This window comes from Paraferrimonas sedimenticola (genome assembly GCF_002282855.1).
Taxonomy (GTDB): Bacteria; Pseudomonadota; Gammaproteobacteria; order Enterobacterales; family Shewanellaceae; genus Paraferrimonas; species Paraferrimonas sedimenticola.
The window spans coordinates 165659-184412 of the sequence record NZ_NRIR01000006.1 but is presented as its reverse complement, the minus strand read 5'-3'; the positions used below and the strand labels follow the sequence as shown (position 1 = coordinate 184412).

The following is an 18754-nucleotide window of genomic DNA, read 5'->3' as shown; positions in this document are numbered from 1 at the left end:
CAGTGTTTTCGGGTCGGTAACATGGAATTTTGAGTGCACCGAATAAGCGTTACGAAGGATTTTATCTGGCTGATTTTGTTGTCTTGGCTGGGCTTACTAGGATTCAGTGTACAAGCACAGCAGCCACCTGCTAAATCCTTGGCAACCAGCTTGTCGGCGCGCCCGACACAAGCGGAAGCTAACGCTTTTCGCCAAAGTCTCACCCCGGCCGAGCGTCAGTTATTGGCGCAATTACCTCGCTTAACCCTCGCGCCAGATCCAGATTACCCTCCGTTTGAATACTTGGACGCTAACGGTCGTTATCAAGGCCTAGTGGCAGACTATATGCGCCTGTTTTCCGCCCTGTTAGAAGTGCCTTTTGAGGTGCTTGAGGTGAAACATTTTGACCAGGCAGTCAGTTTGGTCGAGCAGGGGGTGGCTGACTTGGGCACGACTCACGTAGAGTCGGACCTACTAAAGCAAACGTTCGATTTTGGCCAGCAAACCTATTACCCGCAAACCCTTGTTTTGCTGGGACGCAAAACGCAAGCGGTGGACGTTGCGAAACTTGAGCGAGAAGGTGGCACCTTAGTGTCGGTGGACGGCTGGGAGACCGACAGAAATATTGTCTTGGGCAAATACCCCAAAGTGGATTTTTTTGGTGTAAAAGACACTTTGAGTGGGCTGATTCACTTATCCAGTGGCGTTGCCGATATCATGGTTACCAGCTTGCCGGTAGCCTCCTATTACGCTGAATATCGCGGCATCAATAATCTAACCTTGGTGGAGAGCTTACAAGACTCGCAATTGACCGGGGACACCTATTACAGCAAAGCCGGCAACCAGTTGCTGTTAGGAATTCTCGACAAAGCCATGCTGGCGCTCTCCCAAAACACCAAACAGCGCTTACGCCGCCACTGGATGCCGCCCATCTCCAATCTGGGCAATGCTCAGGCCAACACACAATGGTACGACAAAGATACCCAAGACTACATCAAGCAACTGGGTTCCATCCGTGTGGTAGCACCGGCCGAACTGCCCCCAGTGAGCTTTGTCGCTCAGGACGACTATCTGGCCGGAATGGCGATTGATTGGGTTGATTACTTGGGCTCGCAGATGGGGCTCCACATTCATTGGCTAGAAGACAGTGGGTTGCAAAGTGCTAGCGAGTTTATAGCGGCCGGGCACGCCGAACTGGTGCTCGCTGATACCGCCGCTGTGACTGATTTGGCGGTCAAAAACGAATTGTTCAACTCGCCCTACAAACTCTATGGGCAGGGATTACATCGCTACATTTATGACCTCTCCGAGTTGAAGCACGAGTCGGTAGCCGTGGTGGCACCGTTGCAAGTGTTTAACCAGTTAGTAGAGAGTTACCCTTTGGTTCGATTTAGCCATTCGAACTCGTTGCAGCATGCTTTCTCAAGATTGCTCGGCGGTCACGTCAGCGGTGTTGTCGCCAGCTTATTACCCGCCAGCGACTACCTACAAAACAATGGTTTAACCAGCGTCCAAGTGATGGGAGACACTTCCCATGTGCAAGTCTTTGCCTTGATGAGTGATCCTCATTGGCAACCTTTGATTGAAGCCCTGGGGCAGGCTGAAAAACAACTCAAACTGTCAGAGAAGCAAAAGATTCAGCGAGAGTGGTTAGTTCCGTCGAACACCGGTGAACTCGACTTTGGGGTGATGCTAAAAGTCGCATTAATATCCGCAGTACTACTGGCTATATTAGGGTACCGCAATCGCCGTATGTCCAGGCTATTAAAGCAAAAGCGACACTTGGCAGAAGCGTTAGAGAAGCATCAGGGCCAACTCGAACAAATGGTAAGCGAGCGTACCGAAGAGCTGCAGCAATCGGAGGCGCGTTTTAGACGTTTCTTTGAAAGTAATGCCATGGTTATGTTGGTGATTGACCCTAATTCTCGTCAAATCGTGAGTGCCAATGAGGCGGCTTCTGCGTATTACGGTTACCCGTTAAAAACCCTAATCGGCATGTCGGTATTTGATATCAATAAAAGCGATCCCAAACAGGTCGCCCTAGCGGAATCGAATAGCAAGCGTGGCTTTCAAAAAATTTCGGATTACAAGCATCAACTGGCCGACGGGCGTTTGCGTGATGTGGATATTTACTCAACTCCGATCGAAGTGGATGGCAAGATTTTGTCGTTTGCAGTGGTGTTAGATATCACAGAGCAGCGCCAAGCCCAGCAGAGAATTGCGTTTCAGGCGATGTTCGATGCCTTGACCGGCCTGCCTAATCGCTTTCAGGTGTTGGAGTTGATGGCTAAACGACGTCAACAGCAACCCTTTGAGCAATTCAGTGTCATCTTTGTGGATATTGACCACTTTAAACGCATCAACGATTTTCTGGGCCACGATGTCGGTGACCAAGTGTTAGTCGAGGTGGGCGGGCGAATTCGTCAAGTGGTAGGGGAGTTTGGAAGCATTGGCCGTTTGGGGGGAGATGAGTTCTTGATTCTTTCCAATCTTACTCCGAACAAAAGTCGCAAAGCATTTGAAGCCTTAATGGAGGACTTGCTCAGCGAGATCGCAGCACCCATTCGCTCAGGTGACCGTCAGCTTAATATTACCGTGTCAATCGGAGTGGCAGTGGCCAATTCTGCAGGCTGTGGCGAAGCCGAGTTGATGCGCGACGCCGATGTGGCCATGTATCAAGCTAAAGCCAATGGCAGAAATAATTATCGCTTGTTCTCCCACGAAATGCGTGCCTCTTTGCAACGCCAAGTGGAGTTGGAAGAACAGCTAAGATACGCGCTTGAGCACGACGAGTTGTCGGTATTCTATCAACCTAAGTATTGCCTCAACTCAGATCAGGTGGTGGGTTTTGAGGCTTTGTTGCGCTGGCAGCAGAGCGACGGCAACTGGGTTTCGCCAGCAGAATTTATACCAATCGCTGAGCAATGCGGCGAGATTGATGCCATTGGCCGTTTTGTCATTGAGCAGGGTGTTGCTCAAATCGCCAAATGGTACGACCAAACCGGTATTTGGTTAAAGTTGGCCGTGAACTTGTCTCCCAGCCAGTTTAGAGATCTTGGTTTGGTCGACTTTATCGGCCGAACCTTAAAACAACATCAGGTCTCCAGCGAATTGCTAGAACTCGAAATCACCGAAGGGGTATTCCTATCTGGGCACGCTGATGTCGAAGAGGGGATTCGCGGTTTGAATCAACTCGGTGTGAGTTTGGCAATGGACGACTTTGGTACGGGGTACTCATCACTGAGCTATTTGCGTAGATTCCCCTTTGATGTGGTCAAGATTGACCGAACATTCATCGTCGATCTGCAACCAAATACTAAAGACTATCAGTTGGTTACCGCAGCAATTGCGATGGCCAACAGCTTGGGGTTGGCCGTGGTCGCCGAGGGGGTTGAGACAGAGCAGCAATTGGATTTGCTGGCGCGTATTGGCTGCCACCTGGTGCAAGGCTACTACATCGCCAAGCCACTGCCACCAGAGCAGGCGATTGAAGTTTTGTGTGTCGAGTCGCGGCAATTAGCGAACGCGACCTAGTATTTGTTGTAAGACTTCTGAGCTAGGCTCCAGCTCAAGGTGGCCGTGTTCATCGAAATACCAGCCCTCGATGTAGCCCTTGCTGCGCATGTCGACTAGGTTGTTCCAAACTTCTTTAGCTTGACTCTGTGCTTCGACTTCAGTGAGGCCATGGGCCAATTTCAAGTACTTAGTGATGCTTTTAAGAGAGGCCGATTGACTAATGTGTGGCATAGCAAATCCTTCAATACCAATCGATGGTCATTTGAATTTAGCTAAGCTAGAGAAAATTGCCAGAAAGGCGAAAGGATGGTGGGCGATACCGGGCTCGAACCAGTGACCCCCTCCTTGTAAGGGAGGTGCTCTCCCAACTGAGCTAATCGCCCATCCTTTAGGGGAGAAAACAGCAGCAGCGTGGTGGGCGATACCGGGCTCGAACCAGTGACCCCCTCCTTGTAAGGGAGGTGCTCTCCCAACTGAGCTAATCGCCCACTTGGTGCTTAGTCTGCAATAACAAAACGAGTGGTGGGCGATACCGGGCTCGAACCAGTGACCCCCTCCTTGTAAGGGAGGTGCTCTCCCAACTGAGCTAATCGCCCACTTGGTGCTTAGTCTGCAATAACAAAACGAGTGGTGGGCGATACCGGGCTCGAACCAGTGACCCCCTCCTTGTAAGGGAGGTGCTCTCCCAACTGAGCTAATCGCCCTCGTTGTCGTCATTGCGGGGCGTATTATAGGTGGGTCAGAAAAAGAGTCAAACCCTTTTTCGGCCTGCATGAATCGATTGCCGAGTTTTTGCGCGCTGACTAAATTTGCGACAGAGTCGGCGCAATGGCGTTCTGCTGCTGTATTTTGGCTTGAGCACTGCTAAACTAAGCCGCTGAAATTGGCAAGCAAATTGCCTAGCTAATACTGATCCATTCATAGGTAGACCAAATCAAATGACCATCAAAACACGGTTCGCCCCAAGCCCAACCGGCTTTCTTCACGTTGGCGGTGCTCGCACTGCGTTGTATTCCTGGCTGTATGCCCAAGCCAACCAGGGTGAGTTTGTACTGCGAATCGAAGACACGGATTTGGAACGCTCCACTCAAGAAGCGATTGATGCCATTTTAGAGGGCATGCAGTGGCTAGGCCTGAATTGGAGCGAAGGTCCTTATTACCAAACCGAGCGTTTTGACCGCTATAAAGCCCTTATTCAAGATCTTATCGATCAAGACAAGGCATACCGCTGCTATTGTTCTCGCGAGCGCCTAGACGAGCTGCGCGAAACCCAAATGGCCAATGGCGAGAAGCCGCGATACGACGGTAAGTGTCGTGACCGACTTGACCAGCCTGACGACCAACCTTATGTCATTCGCTTTCGCAATCCGCAAACCGGTTCGGTGATTTTTGACGATCACGTTCGCGGTCGTATCGAAGTGGCCAACAGCGAACTAGACGACTTAATCATCTTGCGTTCCGATGGTTCGCCTACTTACAACTTCTGTGTAGTAGTCGATGACTGGGATATGGGTATTACTCATGTAGTTCGTGGTGAAGACCACATTAATAACACCCCTCGCCAAATCAATATTCTGAAAGCGCTGGGCGCGCCTGTGCCTGAATACGCCCACGTTTCTATGATTCTGGGTGACGATGGTGCCAAGCTGTCTAAGCGTCACGGTGCGGTGAGTGTGATGCAGTATCGCGACGACGGCTATTTACCAGAAGCACTGTTGAACTATCTGGTGCGTTTGGGATGGTCTCACGGCGACCAAGAAATCTTCTCGGTAGAGGAGATGACCAACTTATTTAGCCTAGATGCCATTAATAAAGCGGCGTCGGCATTTAATACCGAGAAGCTGGTTTGGTTGAACCAACACTATATTAAGAGTTTGGATCCTGAGTATGTTGCCAAGCACCTTGAGTGGCACATGAGCGATCAGAACATTGATACCAGCAATGGACCAGCTTTGCCGGAAATCGTCACCGCATTGTCTGAGCGCGCTAAAACTCTCAAAGAGTTGGCCGAGTCGAGCCGCTACTTCTATGAAGATTTTAGTGAGTTCGATGCGACCGCCGCTAAGAAGCATTTGCGCCCAGTGGCCAAGGCGCCTTTAGAGCTAGTGTTGCAGAAATTAGAGCAGCTTGAAGACTGGAATCCTGAAGCGATTCACCAGTGTATTCAAGACACAGCTGCTGAGCTGGAAGTGGGTATGGGCAAAGTGGGTATGCCACTGCGTGTAGCCGTGACCGGGGCAGGGCAGTCGCCATCCTTGGACATCACCATAAATCTAGTTGGAAAGGCCCGTTCTGTTGAAAGAATCGGCAAGGCGGTTGAATTTATAGCAGCCAGAGAAAATTCGTAAAAAATGGGTTGACTCGTTTTCACTGGCTGCTTAGAATGCGCCTCGCACTCAAGGGGAACACAGCAACTAAGTCGCTAGTGGGAACTGCGAGTCACTCTGCTAAAGTTTGGGCTGTAGCTCAGCTGGGCGAGGTGCGACAATAGGTAGCACCGAGCGCGAGACACGATGTCGAGCTGGAATATGGCTTCATGGACGAATTGTCCAAAGGTAGATAAAATCGACCAGTTATTGTGGGGCTATAGCTCAGCTGGGAGAGCGCTTGCATGGCATGCAAGAGGTCCGCGGTTCGATCCCGCGTAGCTCCACCAACTTTAGTTTGAAAAGTCCAGGTTAAAGAGAGTTTTTCAATAAGGCCATTCGCCTTAACCAGTAAATGCTCATCTTTACGCAAAATTAGCAAAGCAGTGCTTTGCTGGACAAAATTTTGCGTCCCCTTCGTCTAGAGGCCTAGGACACCGCCCTTTCACGGCGGTAACAGGGGTTCGAATCCCCTAGGGGACGCCACTTATTCACTCGCATCATCCGAGTTTAAACGATGATAAGTCCGGGTCCCCTTCGTCTAGAGGCCTAGGACACCGCCCTTTCACGGCGGTAACAGGGGTTCGAATCCCCTAGGGGACGCCACTTATTCACTCGTATCATCCGAGTTTAAACGATGATAAATCTGGGTCCCCTTCGTCTAGAGGCCTAGGACACCGCCCTTTCACGGCGGTAACAGGGGTTCGAATCCCCTAGGGGACGCCATTCTTTTTTTTGGAACGAAAGTTCCAAAGATAGAAAAATCGACCAGTTTAAGTGGGGCTATAGCTCAGCTGGGAGAGCGCTTGCATGGCATGCAAGAGGTCCGCGGTTCGATCCCGCGTAGCTCCACCACTTAATCAGAAACGCCGCAACATAAGTTGCGGCGTTTTTGTTTGTGCTCATTCGTAAATTGTTTCAAATTGATTCGAACCAAGGTCTTAAAAACTCTGCAATTTTCGGTTGTGCATCGGGGTTGGGGTGAATTCCATCGGGCAGCATTAAATTCGGGTCTATGGCGATATCTCGCATGAAGAAAGGGACCAAGGTAATCGAATAGTCTTCCGCAAGCTCTTGATATACATTGGTAAATTGCGATGTATATCTAGGGCCGTAGTTACCCGGGATCATGACTTCGCTGAGCATGACTTGTGCGCCACTTTGCTGACTGAGCTGGATCATTTGTTCCAGATTCGCCTTCAACTTTTTGATCGGGAAGCCGCGCAACCCGTCATTGCCCCCCAATTCGATAAACACCACATCTGGGTTATGATGATCGAGAATGTTGGGTAAACGTCTCAATCCGCCGCCACTGGTCTCGCCGCTGGCGGAGGCATTGATCCACTCGTGCTGAGGCAACGTTTGGCTAAGTATATGCACCCAACCTTGGTCTTCGGTCATGCCATAGGCGGCACTCAAACTGTCGCCCAACACCAATACTGTGGCACTTTGAGCCATTGACGTGGGTAACAACAAACACAAGCAAAAAAGGAAGCGGCGAAGCGATATGAATAGTGTCATTAAGGTATCTCAGCTAACCAAACAAGTTGAAACCCAAGAGGGGCCTTTAAAAATACTCAAGGGCATCGACTTGGATGTCAAGCCGGGTGAGTCGCTGGCTATCGTCGGGCCTTCTGGCTCGGGTAAGTCGACATTGCTTGGGATCATCGCTGCGTTGGACACGCCAAGTGAAGGCGAGGTCAGCATTGACGGCGTTAATTTGGCCCAGCTTGATGAAGAGCAAAAGGCCGCTTTGCGCAAGCGCAGCACCAGCTTTGTGTTCCAGTCATTCATGCTGGTGGATACCCTTACCGCGCTTGAGAACGTGATGCTGCCAGCAGAACTAGCAGGCGTGCAAGGCGTCAAGCAGCGCGCCGAGCAATGGCTCGAGCGAGTGGGGTTGTCGCACCGATTGCACCACCTTCCGAATCAGCTATCAGGTGGCGAACAGCAGCGAGTGGCTTTGGCCCGTGCCTTCATTAGCCAGCCTAAAGTGTTATTTGCGGATGAGCCTACCGGCAACCTAGACCCGGCGAATGGCGACAAGGTCGCCGACCTCTTGTTCGAGCTCAATCAAGACCAACAAACCACCTTGATACTGGTCACCCATGACCAAAAGCTCGCGGCCCGCTGTGAGCGCCAAGTACGCATGGTCGAAGGGCAGCTGCACGAAGTAAGCTCCGCGCCAATTAATCTGGTAGTAGGGGAAACTGGCTAAATGGATTTTCAAATTGCTTGGCGTTTGTTCAAACGCGAGCTGGTTCAAGGCCAGCTGATACTGATTTTGCTCGCCATCACATTAGCCGTGATGTCGGTTAGTGGCTTATCTAGAGTGTCTGAGCGACTGCAAGCGGCCATTGGCGAGCAAGCCTCACAGTTTATCGCCGCTGACCGCATATTCTCAGCATCGAAACCCATCCCTGATGACTGGCTGGTCAAAGCGCGAGAGCTGGGCTTGAACTACACCCAGAGCATTCGTTTTAATTCCGTGGTGTTTGCCGGCGATGAGATGCTGTTAGTGTCTGTGCGCGCCGTCGAACCTGGTTACCCGCTAAAAGGCAGCATTCAGTTGGACAAAGCCAGTGAGCAGAGTCTGCCTGATGTGGACCAGGTTTGGGTCGAGGGCCGAGTCAGTGCGATTTTAGGGCGACCGCAGGCGCTAGAGCTGGGGCTGAGCCAATTCACCATCGACAATCAAATTGTGCAATTGCCGGACGGTGGCTTTAGTCTGTTTAACGCATCACCCGTGGTGTTAATGCGCAAGGAAGCGGTAGACAAGACGGGCATATTGCAGCCTGGTAGTCGAGTTAACTACCGTACCCAATTCACCGGCAGTGACGATGCGCTCAGCGCGTTTGACGATTTTATCAAGCCTTTGCTTAGCGACGTGCAACGTTGGCAGGACGTTCGCAGTGGAGAATCGCCAATCGCCTCATCGATCCGCCGCGCCGAGCGATTTTTACTGCTAGCCAGTCTGTTGGGGATTGCACTGGCTTGTGCGGCGATTGGGATCGCTGCTAATCGCTATTGCCAACGTCACTTTGACGTGGTCGCAATGCTTAAAACTTTCGGCGCTTCCAAAGGGCAGATTCAAACCATATTTGTGTCTCATTTGGGATTAGTAACGGCGCTTGGCGTGGTGCTGGGTCTAGCCTTGGGCATGGCGTTGGATATGATGGTGGCCAGGTGGCTGCCACCTGAGCTGGCTTCTAGCGCTCCAGCACTGACGCGACCAATACTCTTAGGTGTCGTCACCGGCTTCTTTAGCGCCTTCATGTTCTCCGCCTACCCGATACTACGCTTATTGGCCATCCCGCCACTGCGAGTGATACAACGACAGTTGCAGGGGGTTAGCTGGAGTGCTTGGCTAAACGGCTTGCTGAGCTTATTGGCGATGGCCACTTTGGGTTACTTGTACAGCCAAGATCTTAAGCTCACTCTGATTGTGGTGGCTTGCGCTTTGCTGTTAGGAGCCTTGCTGCTTATCGTTGGTCTCGGTTTCATTCGCTTAGGGCACAGCATTGGGCTGAGCCTAGCCAATCCACTGCAACTGGCAATGGCGTCTTTGCGTCGTCGAGGCCGCCAAAACTCAGTACACCTAGTTGGATTCAGTACCGCCTTGGTGCTTCTGCTGACCATTTTAGCACTTCGCCAAGACCTGCTGTCGGACTGGCAGGCGCAACTGCCCGAGGGTACGCCGAACTATTTCTTAGTCAACGTCGCGCCAGATGAGGTGGAGCCCATTGGCAATTTACTCGATAGCCAAAACATTGAGCGTACCCATTTGTACCCGGTGATCCGTGGCCGTCTCAGTCAAATCAATACTGATGAGCTGGTGGCGCGTTCTCGCGATGAGGAGCAACCTCGCGAAGGACGGCGCGGAGTCGGACGGGAGCTAAATCTGACTTACTTAGCCGACTTGCCCGAGAACAACGAAATCGTGGCGGGCGAGTGGCAACCTACGCCAGATTCCGTATCCCTTGAACAAGACTTTGCTCAGCGTATGGGCATTGAACTAGGAGACGTTCTGACCTTTCAAATGGATGGACGCCCGGTTCAGGTGACGGTGACCAGCCTGCGCACTTTGCAATGGGAGAGCTTGCAGCCCAACTTCTTTGTAATTTTTGCGCCGCAAGCGCTGGAGTCCTTCTCCGCTACGTTCATCGGTTCGTTTCACCTAACCCCAGAGCAAGAGCCGCTGCTGCTGCAATTGATCCGCGATTACCCCACAGTGTCCATCATTGATGTTGGCGCTATGGTTGCGCAAATGCGCCAGATTGTGGATCAAGTGGCATTGAGTTTGAGCCTCGTACTGGCAATGGTTGTGGCCGCATCGACCTTAGTTATGCTGGCGCAGACCGAAGCGGGTATGGCGCAGAGGACGCGTGAGCTGGCGGTGTTGCGCACCTTAGGCGCCAGTGGCAGTTTACTGCGTTGGGCAACGGCACTGGAGTTTGGCCTATTAGGGGCGTTGGCGGGCTTGCTGGCGGTGATTGTCGCGGAAGCGGCGCTTTGGTTGTTAAAAACTCAGGTGTTTGAATTGGCTGTGCAAATGCATTGGGATTGGTGGCTGATAGCGCCAGTACTCGGCGCGGTGGTGGTGGCCAGTCTGGGGTGGTGGCGCACCCGTCACTTACTGTCTCAACAGTGTGCAGGGCTACTTCGAGCCAGTTAAGTCAGTCATCGAGTTCGGATTTGGGCGCCGGCAGCAATAGCTGCTCTAAGGCGCCCTTTAACTCTGGGTAGCGAAATGCAAATCCCAAGTTCAGTGCAGCCGTAGGCAATACGAACTGACCGTCAAGTAGCAGGGTAGCACGCTTGCCAAACACCAGCTTGAGCAACCAGCTTGGCAAACCGAAAATACTCGGTCGCTTGAGCACGCCCGCCAAAGTCCGGCTAAAGCTTTGATTGGATTCAGGGTTTGGCGCTACCGCGTTAAATACGCCTTGGGCTTGGGGTTCGTTTAGTAAAAACAACAGCAAGTCCACGTAGTCGTCTAGGTGAATCCAACTCATGCCTTGGTTACCCGAGCCCAAACGGCCGCCCACGCCAAGTTTGAATGGCATCAGCATGCGCGCAAGTAACCCGCCATCGCTGCCAAGCACCAAACCGGTACGCACGATACACACTCTTGTCGCATCACTGGCGGCTGCATTGGCGCGAGTCTCCCAACCAATACACACCTGATGGCCAAAGTCGCTTCCGCCTGGGCTGGTTTCGGTAAGGCGTTCTTCGTCGCTTGGCCCGTAAAAGCCAATGGCACTGCCAGAGATGAAGCACTCCGGTGGGTTGTTGCTCTTGTTGATAAGCTCGGCGAGCTTTTCTGTTATGTGCCAGCGACTGTGGCAAATTTTTTGTTGCTGGGCTGAGGTCCAAGGCTTGTCGATGATGGGCTCGCCGGCAAGGTTGATTACCGCGTGGTAGTCGTCGAGATTTTGCAATTGGGTCACGTCTTGAAGGTAGACGGGGCCTTTGCCCAATACGGCTTCGGCTTTGTTGAGGTCGCGGCTGAGCACGGTAACCTTGTGCCCGAGATTGAGTAACTTGCTAACCAGCGCACTGCCAAGAAACCCGGTGGCGCCACTGACAAGAAGATTCATTAGACCTCTCTTGCGATATTAAACGTCTCGCTCAAAACTTAATTGTAGTGAAACTGAGTCGGCAAAGCGCAGCGCGTGCGGTTTGTCGATCTCAACACTGGCTCGCTCAACCCAAGGGTGCTCGCTCGCAATGTCTAACACGTCTTGAGTTAGCTTTTCGAGCAAGAAGAAGCGATTGTCTTCTACTAAAGGGATAATGCGTTTGGTGATGGTGCGATAATTCAAAGCATCGTCCATGTTGTCGCTTTGGCGCGCCTTATCATCGCAATACTCAATCACGACGTTAATGACCACATCCTGCTTGTTCTTCACCTCGTCGGGATTGATACCTATGTAGGTGCGCAAGCGCAGGTTTTTTATTCGAATAATGGCTTTGTCTGGTTGCATGCTTTTGCTTTTGAGTTATTTGCACTTATGATAACCAGTGTATACGAGCCCCCGCCGGTTTTGGACTAATTATTTCGGAAAAATCAACACCATGCTAAAAGTCGCTAAAGAAAGCGTGATGTTTCGCAGCCTAGCTATCATGGCCTTCCTAGTGGTCATCATGGCCGGAATCAAAGCCGCCAGCGCGGTATTGGTGCCGTTTATCCTATCGGCGTTTATCGCCATTATCTGTTACCCATTGATTCGTCGCATGACCGACAAAGGGGTACCCAAAGTCCTAGCTGTGCTTGTGATAGTGGCCTTCATCGTGCTCATGGGGCTTTGGCTTGCAGGCCTTGTGGGCTCTTCGATCAACGAGTTTACTCAACAACTGCCTGTGTATCGCGCCAAGCTACTGGCCCAACTTGGTTGGGTGTTTGAGTGGCTTGCACACAACAATGTGTCCTTGGGGCGCGAGCAAATTCTGGCGTATTTTGACCCGGGTAAAGCCATGTCGCTGGCTACCAATATGCTCTCCGGCGTGGGCGGTGTGATGACCAATCTGTTTTTGATCATCTTAACCGTGGTCTTCATGCTATTTGAAGCGCCAAGTCTGGGTAAGAAGGTCCATTTGGCGATGGACGACCCCACCATGCGCATCAAGCAAATCGACGAAGTGCTTGAGTCCATTAATCGCTACATGGTGATAAAGACGCTAATCAGCCTGGCCACAGGTGCTGTGGTCGGTTTAGGTTTGACGCTAATTGGCGTTGACTACGCGCTGCTGTGGGCGGTCGTAGCTTTCTTATTCAATTACATTCCCAATATTGGCAGTATCATTGCCGCGGTACCTGCGGTGATATTAGCCTTGGTTCAACTCGGGCCTGCAGCTGCTGGTGCAACCGCGCTACTGTATTTGGGAACCAACACTGTCATGGGTAACGCCATCGAGCCAAGGTTTATGGGGAAGGGACTTGGGCTCTCAACCCTAGTGGTGTTTTTATCTTTGTTGTTTTGGGGCTGGTTGTTGGGCTCTACCGGCATGTTGCTATCCGTGCCGCTAACAATGGTGGTGAAAATCGCGATGGAATCCTCGTCTAGTGGTCGTTGGTTGTCGGTCATTATGGGCGGAGATGCGGATTTGGATAAGCAAATCGAGCAAGCGGAAGCAGAACAGCAAGCGCAGAACGAGTCATGAAGCCAGTAATTGATAGCCTTGAGTCGCTAACTCAAATCGACCAAGTACAGCGCTTGTTTCACGGCCGTGGTGGGCGTTTTAGCGGACTAAATCACATTTGTTTGGACTGGTTTCCGGATGTTTTGCTACTCACCAGTTTTGATGTCATCGAAGATGACCTGTTAGCAGACTGGCATCGCGCAATAGAGGCTGCGGTGCAACAACATCCATTGATGCAAAGCTTTAATTTGGTGTATCAATGCCGCGCCAAAGGCCATCAACAGACTCAGTTGTTAGCGGGCGAGGTACCCGAGCCCCATATCGTTCAAGAAGGTCAGTGTCGCTACCTAATCCACCTGATGCGCGGCCAGAATCACGGACTGTTTTTGGACATGGCGAATGGGCGCAACTGGGTTCAAAATCACGCCAACGGGGCTAAAGTGCTCAATCTGTTTGCTTATACCTGTGCTTTTTCTTGCGTGGCTATGGCTGGCGGTGCTCAAAGCGTGGTCAATATGGATATGAGCCGAGGCGCGCTAAACATTGGAAAGCGCAATCATCAGCTCAACGGCTTTGAATCCGGCGTGCGCTATTTCTCCCATGACATTTTTTCAAGCTTTGGCAAGCTCAAACGCCATGGTCCCTACGACTTGATAGTTGCGGATCCACCCAGTTACCAAAAGGGTAGCTTTATCGCCAGCAAAGATTACCCAAGATTGCTGCGCAGGCTGCCAGAGCTGCTTGAGGAACGAGGGGAGTTGTTGTTGTGTTTGAACGCGCCGAATCTCGATAGCGGCTTTTTGCGCGAGCAAGTCGCGCAAGCTGCTCCAGAATTGGTGTTTGCGGAGCGATTGGCTAACCCAGCAGTATTCGCTGATAGCGACGAAGAGCGTTCTCTGAAAGTGTTGCGTTACCGCAAGCGCTAGCCGCGAATACGTTCTGAGATAGTGCTGTAGCCGTGGGATTCTATAATGCTGCCGATGTTGACACTATTACAGGTTCTCAGTTGAGAAACGTCGTCGAGGATCTTGTCCTGGACGTCAACCGGCAAACTCATCGATTCCATAAACATGCGAATTGCGATGTGGTCGCCTTGCTTGAGTAGCATTGCTAACTGGTCTGCTTCGAACTCTACCAGAGTGTTCATGGATACCTCGCTTATCGACACCGATCTATTAAGTAAAGTCGGCACAAGCGAGATTTTCCAGTCTATGAGAGCTCGTTAATGTCCTTTCTCAGTTGGTATGTATTGTCGGTTACTATCGCCTCTAAGGTCGCAACTCTTTGTTTTAATTTCTCAATTTCTAGTTCCATCTGGCTGACTTGACGCTCCGACGCTTTTCCCTGAATTTCAGCAGAATGCATGGCCAATTCTTTCTGATGTTTCAGATGGCTGCGATATGCGGTCAACATTAGGCCGCCGCCTATGGCAATTAATGGAATTAACAAGGAGAGTATCGCTGGGTTCATTTTAGGGCTCCGGCTCGCTGTACACCTTTAAAAGGATAACTCAGTTTTTTAGCTCTTGGTTAACCTCTATTGATGTTGTTTTTGCTGAAAGTATTACAAGATCTAATGCGTAAGTTATTGAGTTTTGCTTTGCATAAACAGTTTTAGTCTATTTTTTAGTCAAAACTTTCAAAAAACTTTCAAAAAGGAAAGCTTTTGCGTGCCAAGTTAGCTAAACTAGGCACACTGTTTAATCACAATTAGTAGGAAGTCGCCATGAACGAGCGTTTGCCATACTATTTGATTCGTTATCAATTGGGCCGCCGCAGCTAATTTGCGATTGCCTTGGCTTTGTTAAGCCAACCAAGAATAGCAACCCTGCGCGGTTGCTATTTTTTTTGCGCCTTTGCAGAATGGACGGCATGCCATCGAATAACTAACAACAAAGGTGCGTTGTGCGTTTCACTCCCTGGGTTCTTTCCCTTTGCCTAATCGGCCTAAGTCAATCAGTCTTAGCCAAAACTCCGCTAGAAGTCGGCGAGCCGGAGGCAGCCACCGGGATCCAAACGGTTCGCTTAGTCGAGGGCAAACAATGGCTGGCCGCTACCGCTAATCCTCACGCCTCGCAAGCGGCAGCCGAGCAGCTGCGAAATGGCGGTAGCGCAATTGATGCTGCCATTGCGGCCCAGACTATGCTGACGCTTACAGAGCCTCAGTCATCTGGGATTGGCGGCGGCTTTTTCATGATGTTTTGGGACGCCAAAGCCAAAAAATTACACACACTAGATGCTCGTGAAACAGCCCCCATGAGCGCCGATGCCAGCCAGTACGTCGAAGCCGATGGCAAGCGCAGCACTTGGCGTCAGGCGATTGTCGGCGGACGTAGCGTCGGCGTACCCGGCGCGGTACAGGGGCTTTGGGATGCGCACCAGCGCTGGGGCAAACTGCCGTGGAAAGCCAGCTTTCAGCCAGCCATCCAAAAATCCATCGATGGCTTTGCAGTATCCCCGCGTTTACACAAGTTACTGGCGGCTCGTATTCACCCGGGATTTGAGCGGGACGGCGCTGCGGCCGATTACTTTTACCCCAAGGGCGAGCCTTTGGCGATTGGGCACCAGCTGAAAAACCCGGAGCTGGCCGAGAGTTTGCGTTTGGTAGCCAATTACGGTCCTGCGGGCTTTTATCAGGGGCAGTTGGCAAAACAGATAGTGACCGCGGTACAAAACGACCCAGACTACCCTGGGCGCTTGAGTTTAACCGACATGGCAGACTATCAAGTGCGCTGGCGTGAACCTTTGTGCGGTGATTATCGCCAGTTTTCGGTATGCGGCATGGGACCGCCTTCTTCCGGCGCAGTGACCATTGCTCAGATACTGGGCATTCTGGCTCACCAGGATGTAGCCAGCATGCCGGTGAATGGGCTTGAGTTTGTCCATTGGTTCTCACAGGCGTCCCGCTTAGCCTACGCGGATCGCAACAAGTTCGTCGCTGACCCAGATTTCAACGACACTCCGATTGAGCAAATGCTTGACCCCCAATACCTCAAATCCCGCTGGCAGCTAATTGATCAGGCTAAAGACGGAGGCGTTCGACGGGCGGGCATTTCTCAAGGGATTTACGTCAGCGCGAAGGCGTTTGAACTGCCATCCACTAGCCATATGGTGTTCAAAGACAGCGAAGGCAACCTAGTGAGTCTGACCAGCTCAATCGAAATGGGCTTTGGCTCTAGTGTGATGGTCGGTGGCTTTTTACTAAACAATCAATTGACTGACTTTACTCTGTCAGCAGACAGTGGCGATATTACCGTGGCCAATCGACTGCAAGGGGGTAAACGGCCCCGTAGCTCAATGGCGCCGACCATAGTATTTGACGATAAAGGCCAACCCATATTGGCTGTGGGTTCGCCCGGCGGTAGCCGAATTATCAATTACGTGGCTCAGGCAGTCATCGCCAGTTTGGACTGGCAACTGCCTTTGGATCAGGTGATGGCCCTGCCCAGAGTCACCAACCGCAACGATTACACCGCGCTTGAAGTCGACACTGGTCTTGAGAAGTTACAGCCACAGCTTGAGCAAATGGGACACAAGGTACGAGTGGTGCCGTTGAATTCCGGCATTCAGGCGATTCAATTCAAAGATGGGCGCTGGTTCGGCAGCGCGGATCCACGCCGTGAAGGCTTGGTGGTAGCGGAGTAACCCTATGCGATTATTGCTGTTGTTAGTGGCTTTGTTGAGCTTGGGTTGTCAGCCCAAAGATCCTCGTGCTGAAATGACTCCAGAGCAAGTGGCGATTGCGTTTTTGGATGCGATCTATGTCCAGCAAAACACTCAGCTTGCCAGCGAATTTGTGTCCGATGAACTCAAAGAGTTACTGGCTCATTACCGCCTTCCGTCCAGTGTACAAAGGCACGTACTTGGTCTGCGGATGAACAATGCCGAATTGATGATTGGCGACGTAGGCATCGACTTTTTTCGGTTGAGCGACAAGGACATTCAGGTCACGGTTAAGCTGGAGGGAGATTTGGACTTTGAGCGTCGCTTAGACGATAGAACGCTAGAGCTAAACCGGATCAATGGTTACTGGTATGTCACCAAAGTTGAAATGGATATTCACGATATCAACGGCTGACAAGTTATCCACAAAATCTGTGGACAAGTGTGTTTACAGTTTTGGCGAAACTCCGTAAGTGCATGAATATCAAAGTTAAAAATTGGTGATTATTTTTTACCACCCACGAGTCAAGCAAAACTTTTCGGTTTTGAAAAACTGCGCGAAACAAGATCCAGATCAAAGGACTGTGGGATAGCTCAAAAAACCGCGTTGTTCCGTCTCAGCGCGCGTGTGTTCACTAACAAATTCGATTAACATTGGCCGCTTTATTACTCTCAACTAATGTAAGTTAGTCGTCGATTACAAAATCGGAGCCTGTTGTGGATCTCATCCTGATACTTCTGGCCGTTGTCACCTTCATTGTTGTGGCTGCGTCAAAATACAAACTACACGCCTTTCTAACCCTGTTGTTGGCCTCTTATTTGGCCGCCTTTGCCTACGGACTTGAACCTGCAGAAATTGCCTCCACCATTACCGGTGGTTTTGGCGGTATTCTGGGTTACATCGGTCTAGTGATTGTGCTGGGTACCATTATTGGTGTGATTCTCGAAAAGAGCGGAGCGGCAATTACCATGGCCGACGCGGTTGTGCGCGTGCTGGGTGACCGTTTTCCAACCCTGACCATGGCGATTATCGGTTACATTGTATCGGTACCCGTTTTCTGCGATTCAGGCTTTGTGATTCTGAACTCGCTGAAAGAGTCTATGGCCAAGCGCATGCTGGTATCACCGGTGGCCATGAGTGTGGCGTTGGCTTGTGGTTTGTACGCCACTCACACCTTTATCCCACCAACCCCAGGTCCGATTGCTGCTGCGGGTAACTTAGGCCTTGAGTCTAACTTGGGCTTAGTGATTGCCATGGGTATTGTGGTTGCCGCTGTGGCCACGCTTGCGGGACTGTTTTGGGCCAACCGCTTCAAAGACACTCAGCGTGACGAAGAAGATCCACAGTCTTCTGAAGAAGTCATGGCCGAGTACCAGCGCATCAAAGACAGCTACGGCGTGCTGCCGTCTGCGGGCATGGCGTTTGCGCCAATTTTTGTTCCAATTCTGCTTATCTGCCTAGGCTCAATTGCTAACTTCCCATCTGCGCCGTTGGGCGAGGGTGTTGTGGCCGATGTGTTTGCTTTCTTTGGTCAGCCGCTTAATGCTTTGTTGGTTGGTCTGCTTGTGGCTTTGGGTCTGCTTAAGAGCGATGAGCAAAACAATCGCGCCGAAGTTTTGTCTAAGCGCATTGGTGAAGGTCTTACGGTTGCTGCGCCAATTCTATTGATCACAGGTGCAGGTGGTGCCTTTGGTGCGGTACTAAAAGCCACTCCAATCGGTGAGTACTTGGGATCGACCTTGTCTGCCTTGGGTATTGGCATCTTCATGCCATTCGTTGTGGCGGCAGCGCTTAAATCGGCACAGGGCTCGTCTACCGTTGCCTTAGTGACAACTTCTGCTCTTGTGGCGCCTTTAATGGCCGAACTCGGACTAGACTCTGAAATGGGCCGGGTATTATGCGTGATGGCGATTGGCGCTGGTGCGATGACAGTTTCTCATGCAAACGACAGTTTCTTCTGGGTAGTATCACAGTTCAGTAAGATGAATGTGTCACTGGCTTACCGCGCTCACACCATGGCGACCTTGGTGCAAGGTGTGACAGCTATGATTGCGGTGTATATCCTCAGCTTGGTGCTACTGTAACAA

General features: G+C 51.3%; 15 protein-coding genes and 9 tRNA genes. 14 read left to right on the top strand and 10 right to left on the bottom strand.

Features of this window, described 5'->3' with window-relative positions:
• Positions 1-33 precede the first annotated feature (33 nt).
• A complete protein-coding gene (locus CLC93_RS11905; RefSeq protein ID WP_095506194.1) occupies positions 34-3513 on the top strand; it encodes an EAL domain-containing protein in 3480 nt (1159 codons plus the stop codon).
• On the opposite strand, the gene CLC93_RS11900 is transcribed toward CLC93_RS11905, so the two are convergent.
• The 5 genes from CLC93_RS11900 to CLC93_RS11880 all read right to left on the bottom strand — a co-directional run bounded on the left by CLC93_RS11900 (position 3496) and on the right by CLC93_RS11880 (position 4199).
• Positions 3496-3726, bottom strand: a complete 231-nt coding sequence (locus tag CLC93_RS11900; RefSeq protein ID WP_095506193.1) for a hypothetical protein — start codon at positions 3724-3726, stop codon at positions 3496-3498. The two genes, CLC93_RS11905 and CLC93_RS11900, sit on opposite strands and share 18 nt — an antisense overlap.
• 76 nt (positions 3727-3802) lie before the next feature.
• Positions 3803-3878, bottom strand: a tRNA-Val gene (locus CLC93_RS11895).
• 29 nt (positions 3879-3907) lie between these two features.
• Positions 3908-3983, bottom strand: a tRNA-Val gene (locus tag CLC93_RS11890).
• A gap of 32 nt (positions 3984-4015) precedes the next feature.
• Positions 4016-4091, bottom strand: a tRNA-Val gene (locus CLC93_RS11885).
• Positions 4092-4123: 32 nt separating this feature from the next.
• Positions 4124-4199: transfer RNA gene (locus CLC93_RS11880), tRNA-Val, on the bottom strand.
• A gap of 234 nt (positions 4200-4433) precedes the next feature.
• Here CLC93_RS11880 and gltX point away from each other — a divergent pair.
• The 6 genes from gltX to CLC93_RS11850 all read left to right on the top strand — a co-directional run bounded on the left by gltX (position 4434) and on the right by CLC93_RS11850 (position 6716).
• Positions 4434-5843, top strand: coding sequence for a glutamate--tRNA ligase (gene gltX, locus CLC93_RS11875; RefSeq protein ID WP_095506192.1), 1410 nt, complete (start codon positions 4434-4436; stop codon positions 5841-5843).
• 232 nt (positions 5844-6075) lie between these two features.
• A tRNA-Ala gene (locus CLC93_RS11870) sits at positions 6076-6151 on the top strand.
• A 120-nt stretch (positions 6152-6271) separates the two neighbouring features.
• Positions 6272-6347, top strand: a tRNA-Glu gene (locus CLC93_RS11865).
• A 44-nt stretch (positions 6348-6391) separates the two neighbouring features.
• Positions 6392-6467 (top strand) — tRNA-Glu (locus CLC93_RS11860).
• A gap of 44 nt (positions 6468-6511) precedes the next feature.
• A tRNA-Glu gene (locus tag CLC93_RS11855) sits at positions 6512-6587 on the top strand.
• A 53-nt stretch (positions 6588-6640) separates the two neighbouring features.
• Positions 6641-6716, top strand: a tRNA-Ala gene (locus CLC93_RS11850).
• 63 nt (positions 6717-6779) lie between these two features.
• Here CLC93_RS11850 and CLC93_RS11845 read toward each other — a convergent pair.
• Positions 6780-7382: an arylesterase gene (locus CLC93_RS11845; protein WP_095506191.1), complete on the bottom strand. Its 603-nt coding sequence runs from the start codon at positions 7380-7382 to the stop codon at positions 6780-6782.
• Here CLC93_RS11845 and CLC93_RS11840 point away from each other — a divergent pair.
• On the top strand, positions 7369-8079 hold the full coding sequence (locus CLC93_RS11840) for an ABC transporter ATP-binding protein (RefSeq protein WP_095506190.1): 711 nt from the start codon (positions 7369-7371) through the stop codon (positions 8077-8079). The genes CLC93_RS11845 and CLC93_RS11840 overlap by 14 nt on opposite strands.
• Positions 8080-10536 (top strand): ABC transporter permease, encoded by a 2457-nt coding sequence (locus CLC93_RS11835; protein WP_095506189.1) that lies wholly within the window; start codon positions 8080-8082, stop codon positions 10534-10536.
• Between the two features lies 1 nt (position 10537).
• Here the strand turns inward: CLC93_RS11835 and CLC93_RS11830 are convergent, their stop codons facing one another.
• Positions 10538-11461 (bottom strand): TIGR01777 family oxidoreductase, encoded by a 924-nt coding sequence (locus tag CLC93_RS11830; RefSeq protein WP_095506188.1) that lies wholly within the window; start codon positions 11459-11461, stop codon positions 10538-10540.
• Positions 11462-11479: 18 nt separating this feature from the next.
• Positions 11480-11848 carry a dihydroneopterin triphosphate 2'-epimerase gene (gene folX / locus CLC93_RS11825; RefSeq protein ID WP_095506187.1) on the bottom strand — a complete coding sequence of 123 codons (369 nt, stop codon included), beginning with the start codon at positions 11846-11848 and terminating at the stop codon, positions 11480-11482.
• A 91-nt stretch (positions 11849-11939) separates the two neighbouring features.
• Here folX and CLC93_RS11820 point away from each other — a divergent pair, with 91 nt between their 5' ends.
• Positions 11940-13025 carry an AI-2E family transporter gene (locus CLC93_RS11820; protein WP_095506186.1) on the top strand — a complete coding sequence of 362 codons (1086 nt, stop codon included), beginning with the start codon at positions 11940-11942 and terminating at the stop codon, positions 13023-13025.
• Positions 13022-13930, top strand: coding sequence for a class I SAM-dependent methyltransferase (locus tag CLC93_RS11815; protein WP_095506185.1), 909 nt, complete (start codon positions 13022-13024; stop codon positions 13928-13930). Before CLC93_RS11820 ends, CLC93_RS11815 begins: the two co-directional genes overlap by 4 nt.
• Here CLC93_RS11815 and CLC93_RS11810 read toward each other — a convergent pair.
• Complete coding sequence (locus CLC93_RS11810; RefSeq protein WP_095506184.1) at positions 13927-14151, bottom strand: hypothetical protein; 225 nt, start codon at positions 14149-14151, stop codon at positions 13927-13929. The genes CLC93_RS11815 and CLC93_RS11810 overlap by 4 nt on opposite strands.
• A 62-nt stretch (positions 14152-14213) precedes the next feature.
• Entirely contained in the window at positions 14214-14474 is a 261-nt protein-coding gene (locus CLC93_RS11805) for a hypothetical protein (RefSeq protein ID WP_095506183.1), read from the bottom strand.
• 434 nt (positions 14475-14908) lie between these two features.
• On the opposite strand from CLC93_RS11805, the gene ggt reads away from it, so the two are divergent.
• The 3 genes from ggt (at position 14909) to CLC93_RS11790 (ending at position 18751) form a co-directional block, all read left to right on the top strand.
• Positions 14909-16648 carry a gamma-glutamyltransferase gene (gene ggt / locus CLC93_RS11800; protein ID WP_095506182.1) on the top strand — a complete coding sequence of 580 codons (1740 nt, stop codon included), beginning with the start codon at positions 14909-14911 and terminating at the stop codon, positions 16646-16648.
• Positions 16649-16652: 4 nt separating this feature from the next.
• Positions 16653-17081, top strand: coding sequence for a hypothetical protein (locus CLC93_RS11795; protein ID WP_095506181.1), 429 nt, complete (start codon positions 16653-16655; stop codon positions 17079-17081).
• A 302-nt stretch (positions 17082-17383) separates the two neighbouring features.
• Positions 17384-18751 (top strand): GntP family permease, encoded by a 1368-nt coding sequence (locus CLC93_RS11790; protein ID WP_095506180.1) that lies wholly within the window; start codon positions 17384-17386, stop codon positions 18749-18751.
• Positions 18752-18754: the final 3 nt, after the last annotated feature.

Excerpts from the sequence above, each read along its gene's own strand:
- CLC93_RS11815 (WP_095506185.1), top strand. The coding sequence starts at position 13,022 with ATGAAGCCAGTAATTGATAGCCTTGAGTCGCTAACTCAAATCGACCAA.
- CLC93_RS11845 (WP_095506191.1), bottom strand. The coding sequence starts at position 7,382 with ATGACACTATTCATATCGCTTCGCCGCTTCCTTTTTTGCTTGTGTTTG.
- gltX (WP_095506192.1), top strand. The coding sequence starts at position 4,434 with ATGACCATCAAAACACGGTTCGCCCCAAGCCCAACCGGCTTTCTTCAC.
- CLC93_RS11835 (WP_095506189.1), top strand. The coding sequence starts at position 8,080 with ATGGATTTTCAAATTGCTTGGCGTTTGTTCAAACGCGAGCTGGTTCAA.
- CLC93_RS11840 (WP_095506190.1), top strand. The coding sequence starts at position 7,369 with ATGAATAGTGTCATTAAGGTATCTCAGCTAACCAAACAAGTTGAAACC.
- CLC93_RS11805 (WP_095506183.1), bottom strand. The coding sequence starts at position 14,474 with ATGAACCCAGCGATACTCTCCTTGTTAATTCCATTAATTGCCATAGGC.
- CLC93_RS11820 (WP_095506186.1), top strand. The coding sequence starts at position 11,940 with ATGCTAAAAGTCGCTAAAGAAAGCGTGATGTTTCGCAGCCTAGCTATC.
- folX (WP_095506187.1), bottom strand. The coding sequence starts at position 11,848 with ATGCAACCAGACAAAGCCATTATTCGAATAAAAAACCTGCGCTTGCGC.
- CLC93_RS11900 (WP_095506193.1), bottom strand. The coding sequence starts at position 3,726 with ATGCCACACATTAGTCAATCGGCCTCTCTTAAAAGCATCACTAAGTAC.
- CLC93_RS11830 (WP_095506188.1), bottom strand. The coding sequence starts at position 11,461 with ATGAATCTTCTTGTCAGTGGCGCCACCGGGTTTCTTGGCAGTGCGCTG.
- CLC93_RS11795 (WP_095506181.1), top strand. The coding sequence starts at position 16,653 with ATGCGATTATTGCTGTTGTTAGTGGCTTTGTTGAGCTTGGGTTGTCAG.
- CLC93_RS11810 (WP_095506184.1), bottom strand. The coding sequence starts at position 14,151 with ATGAACACTCTGGTAGAGTTCGAAGCAGACCAGTTAGCAATGCTACTC.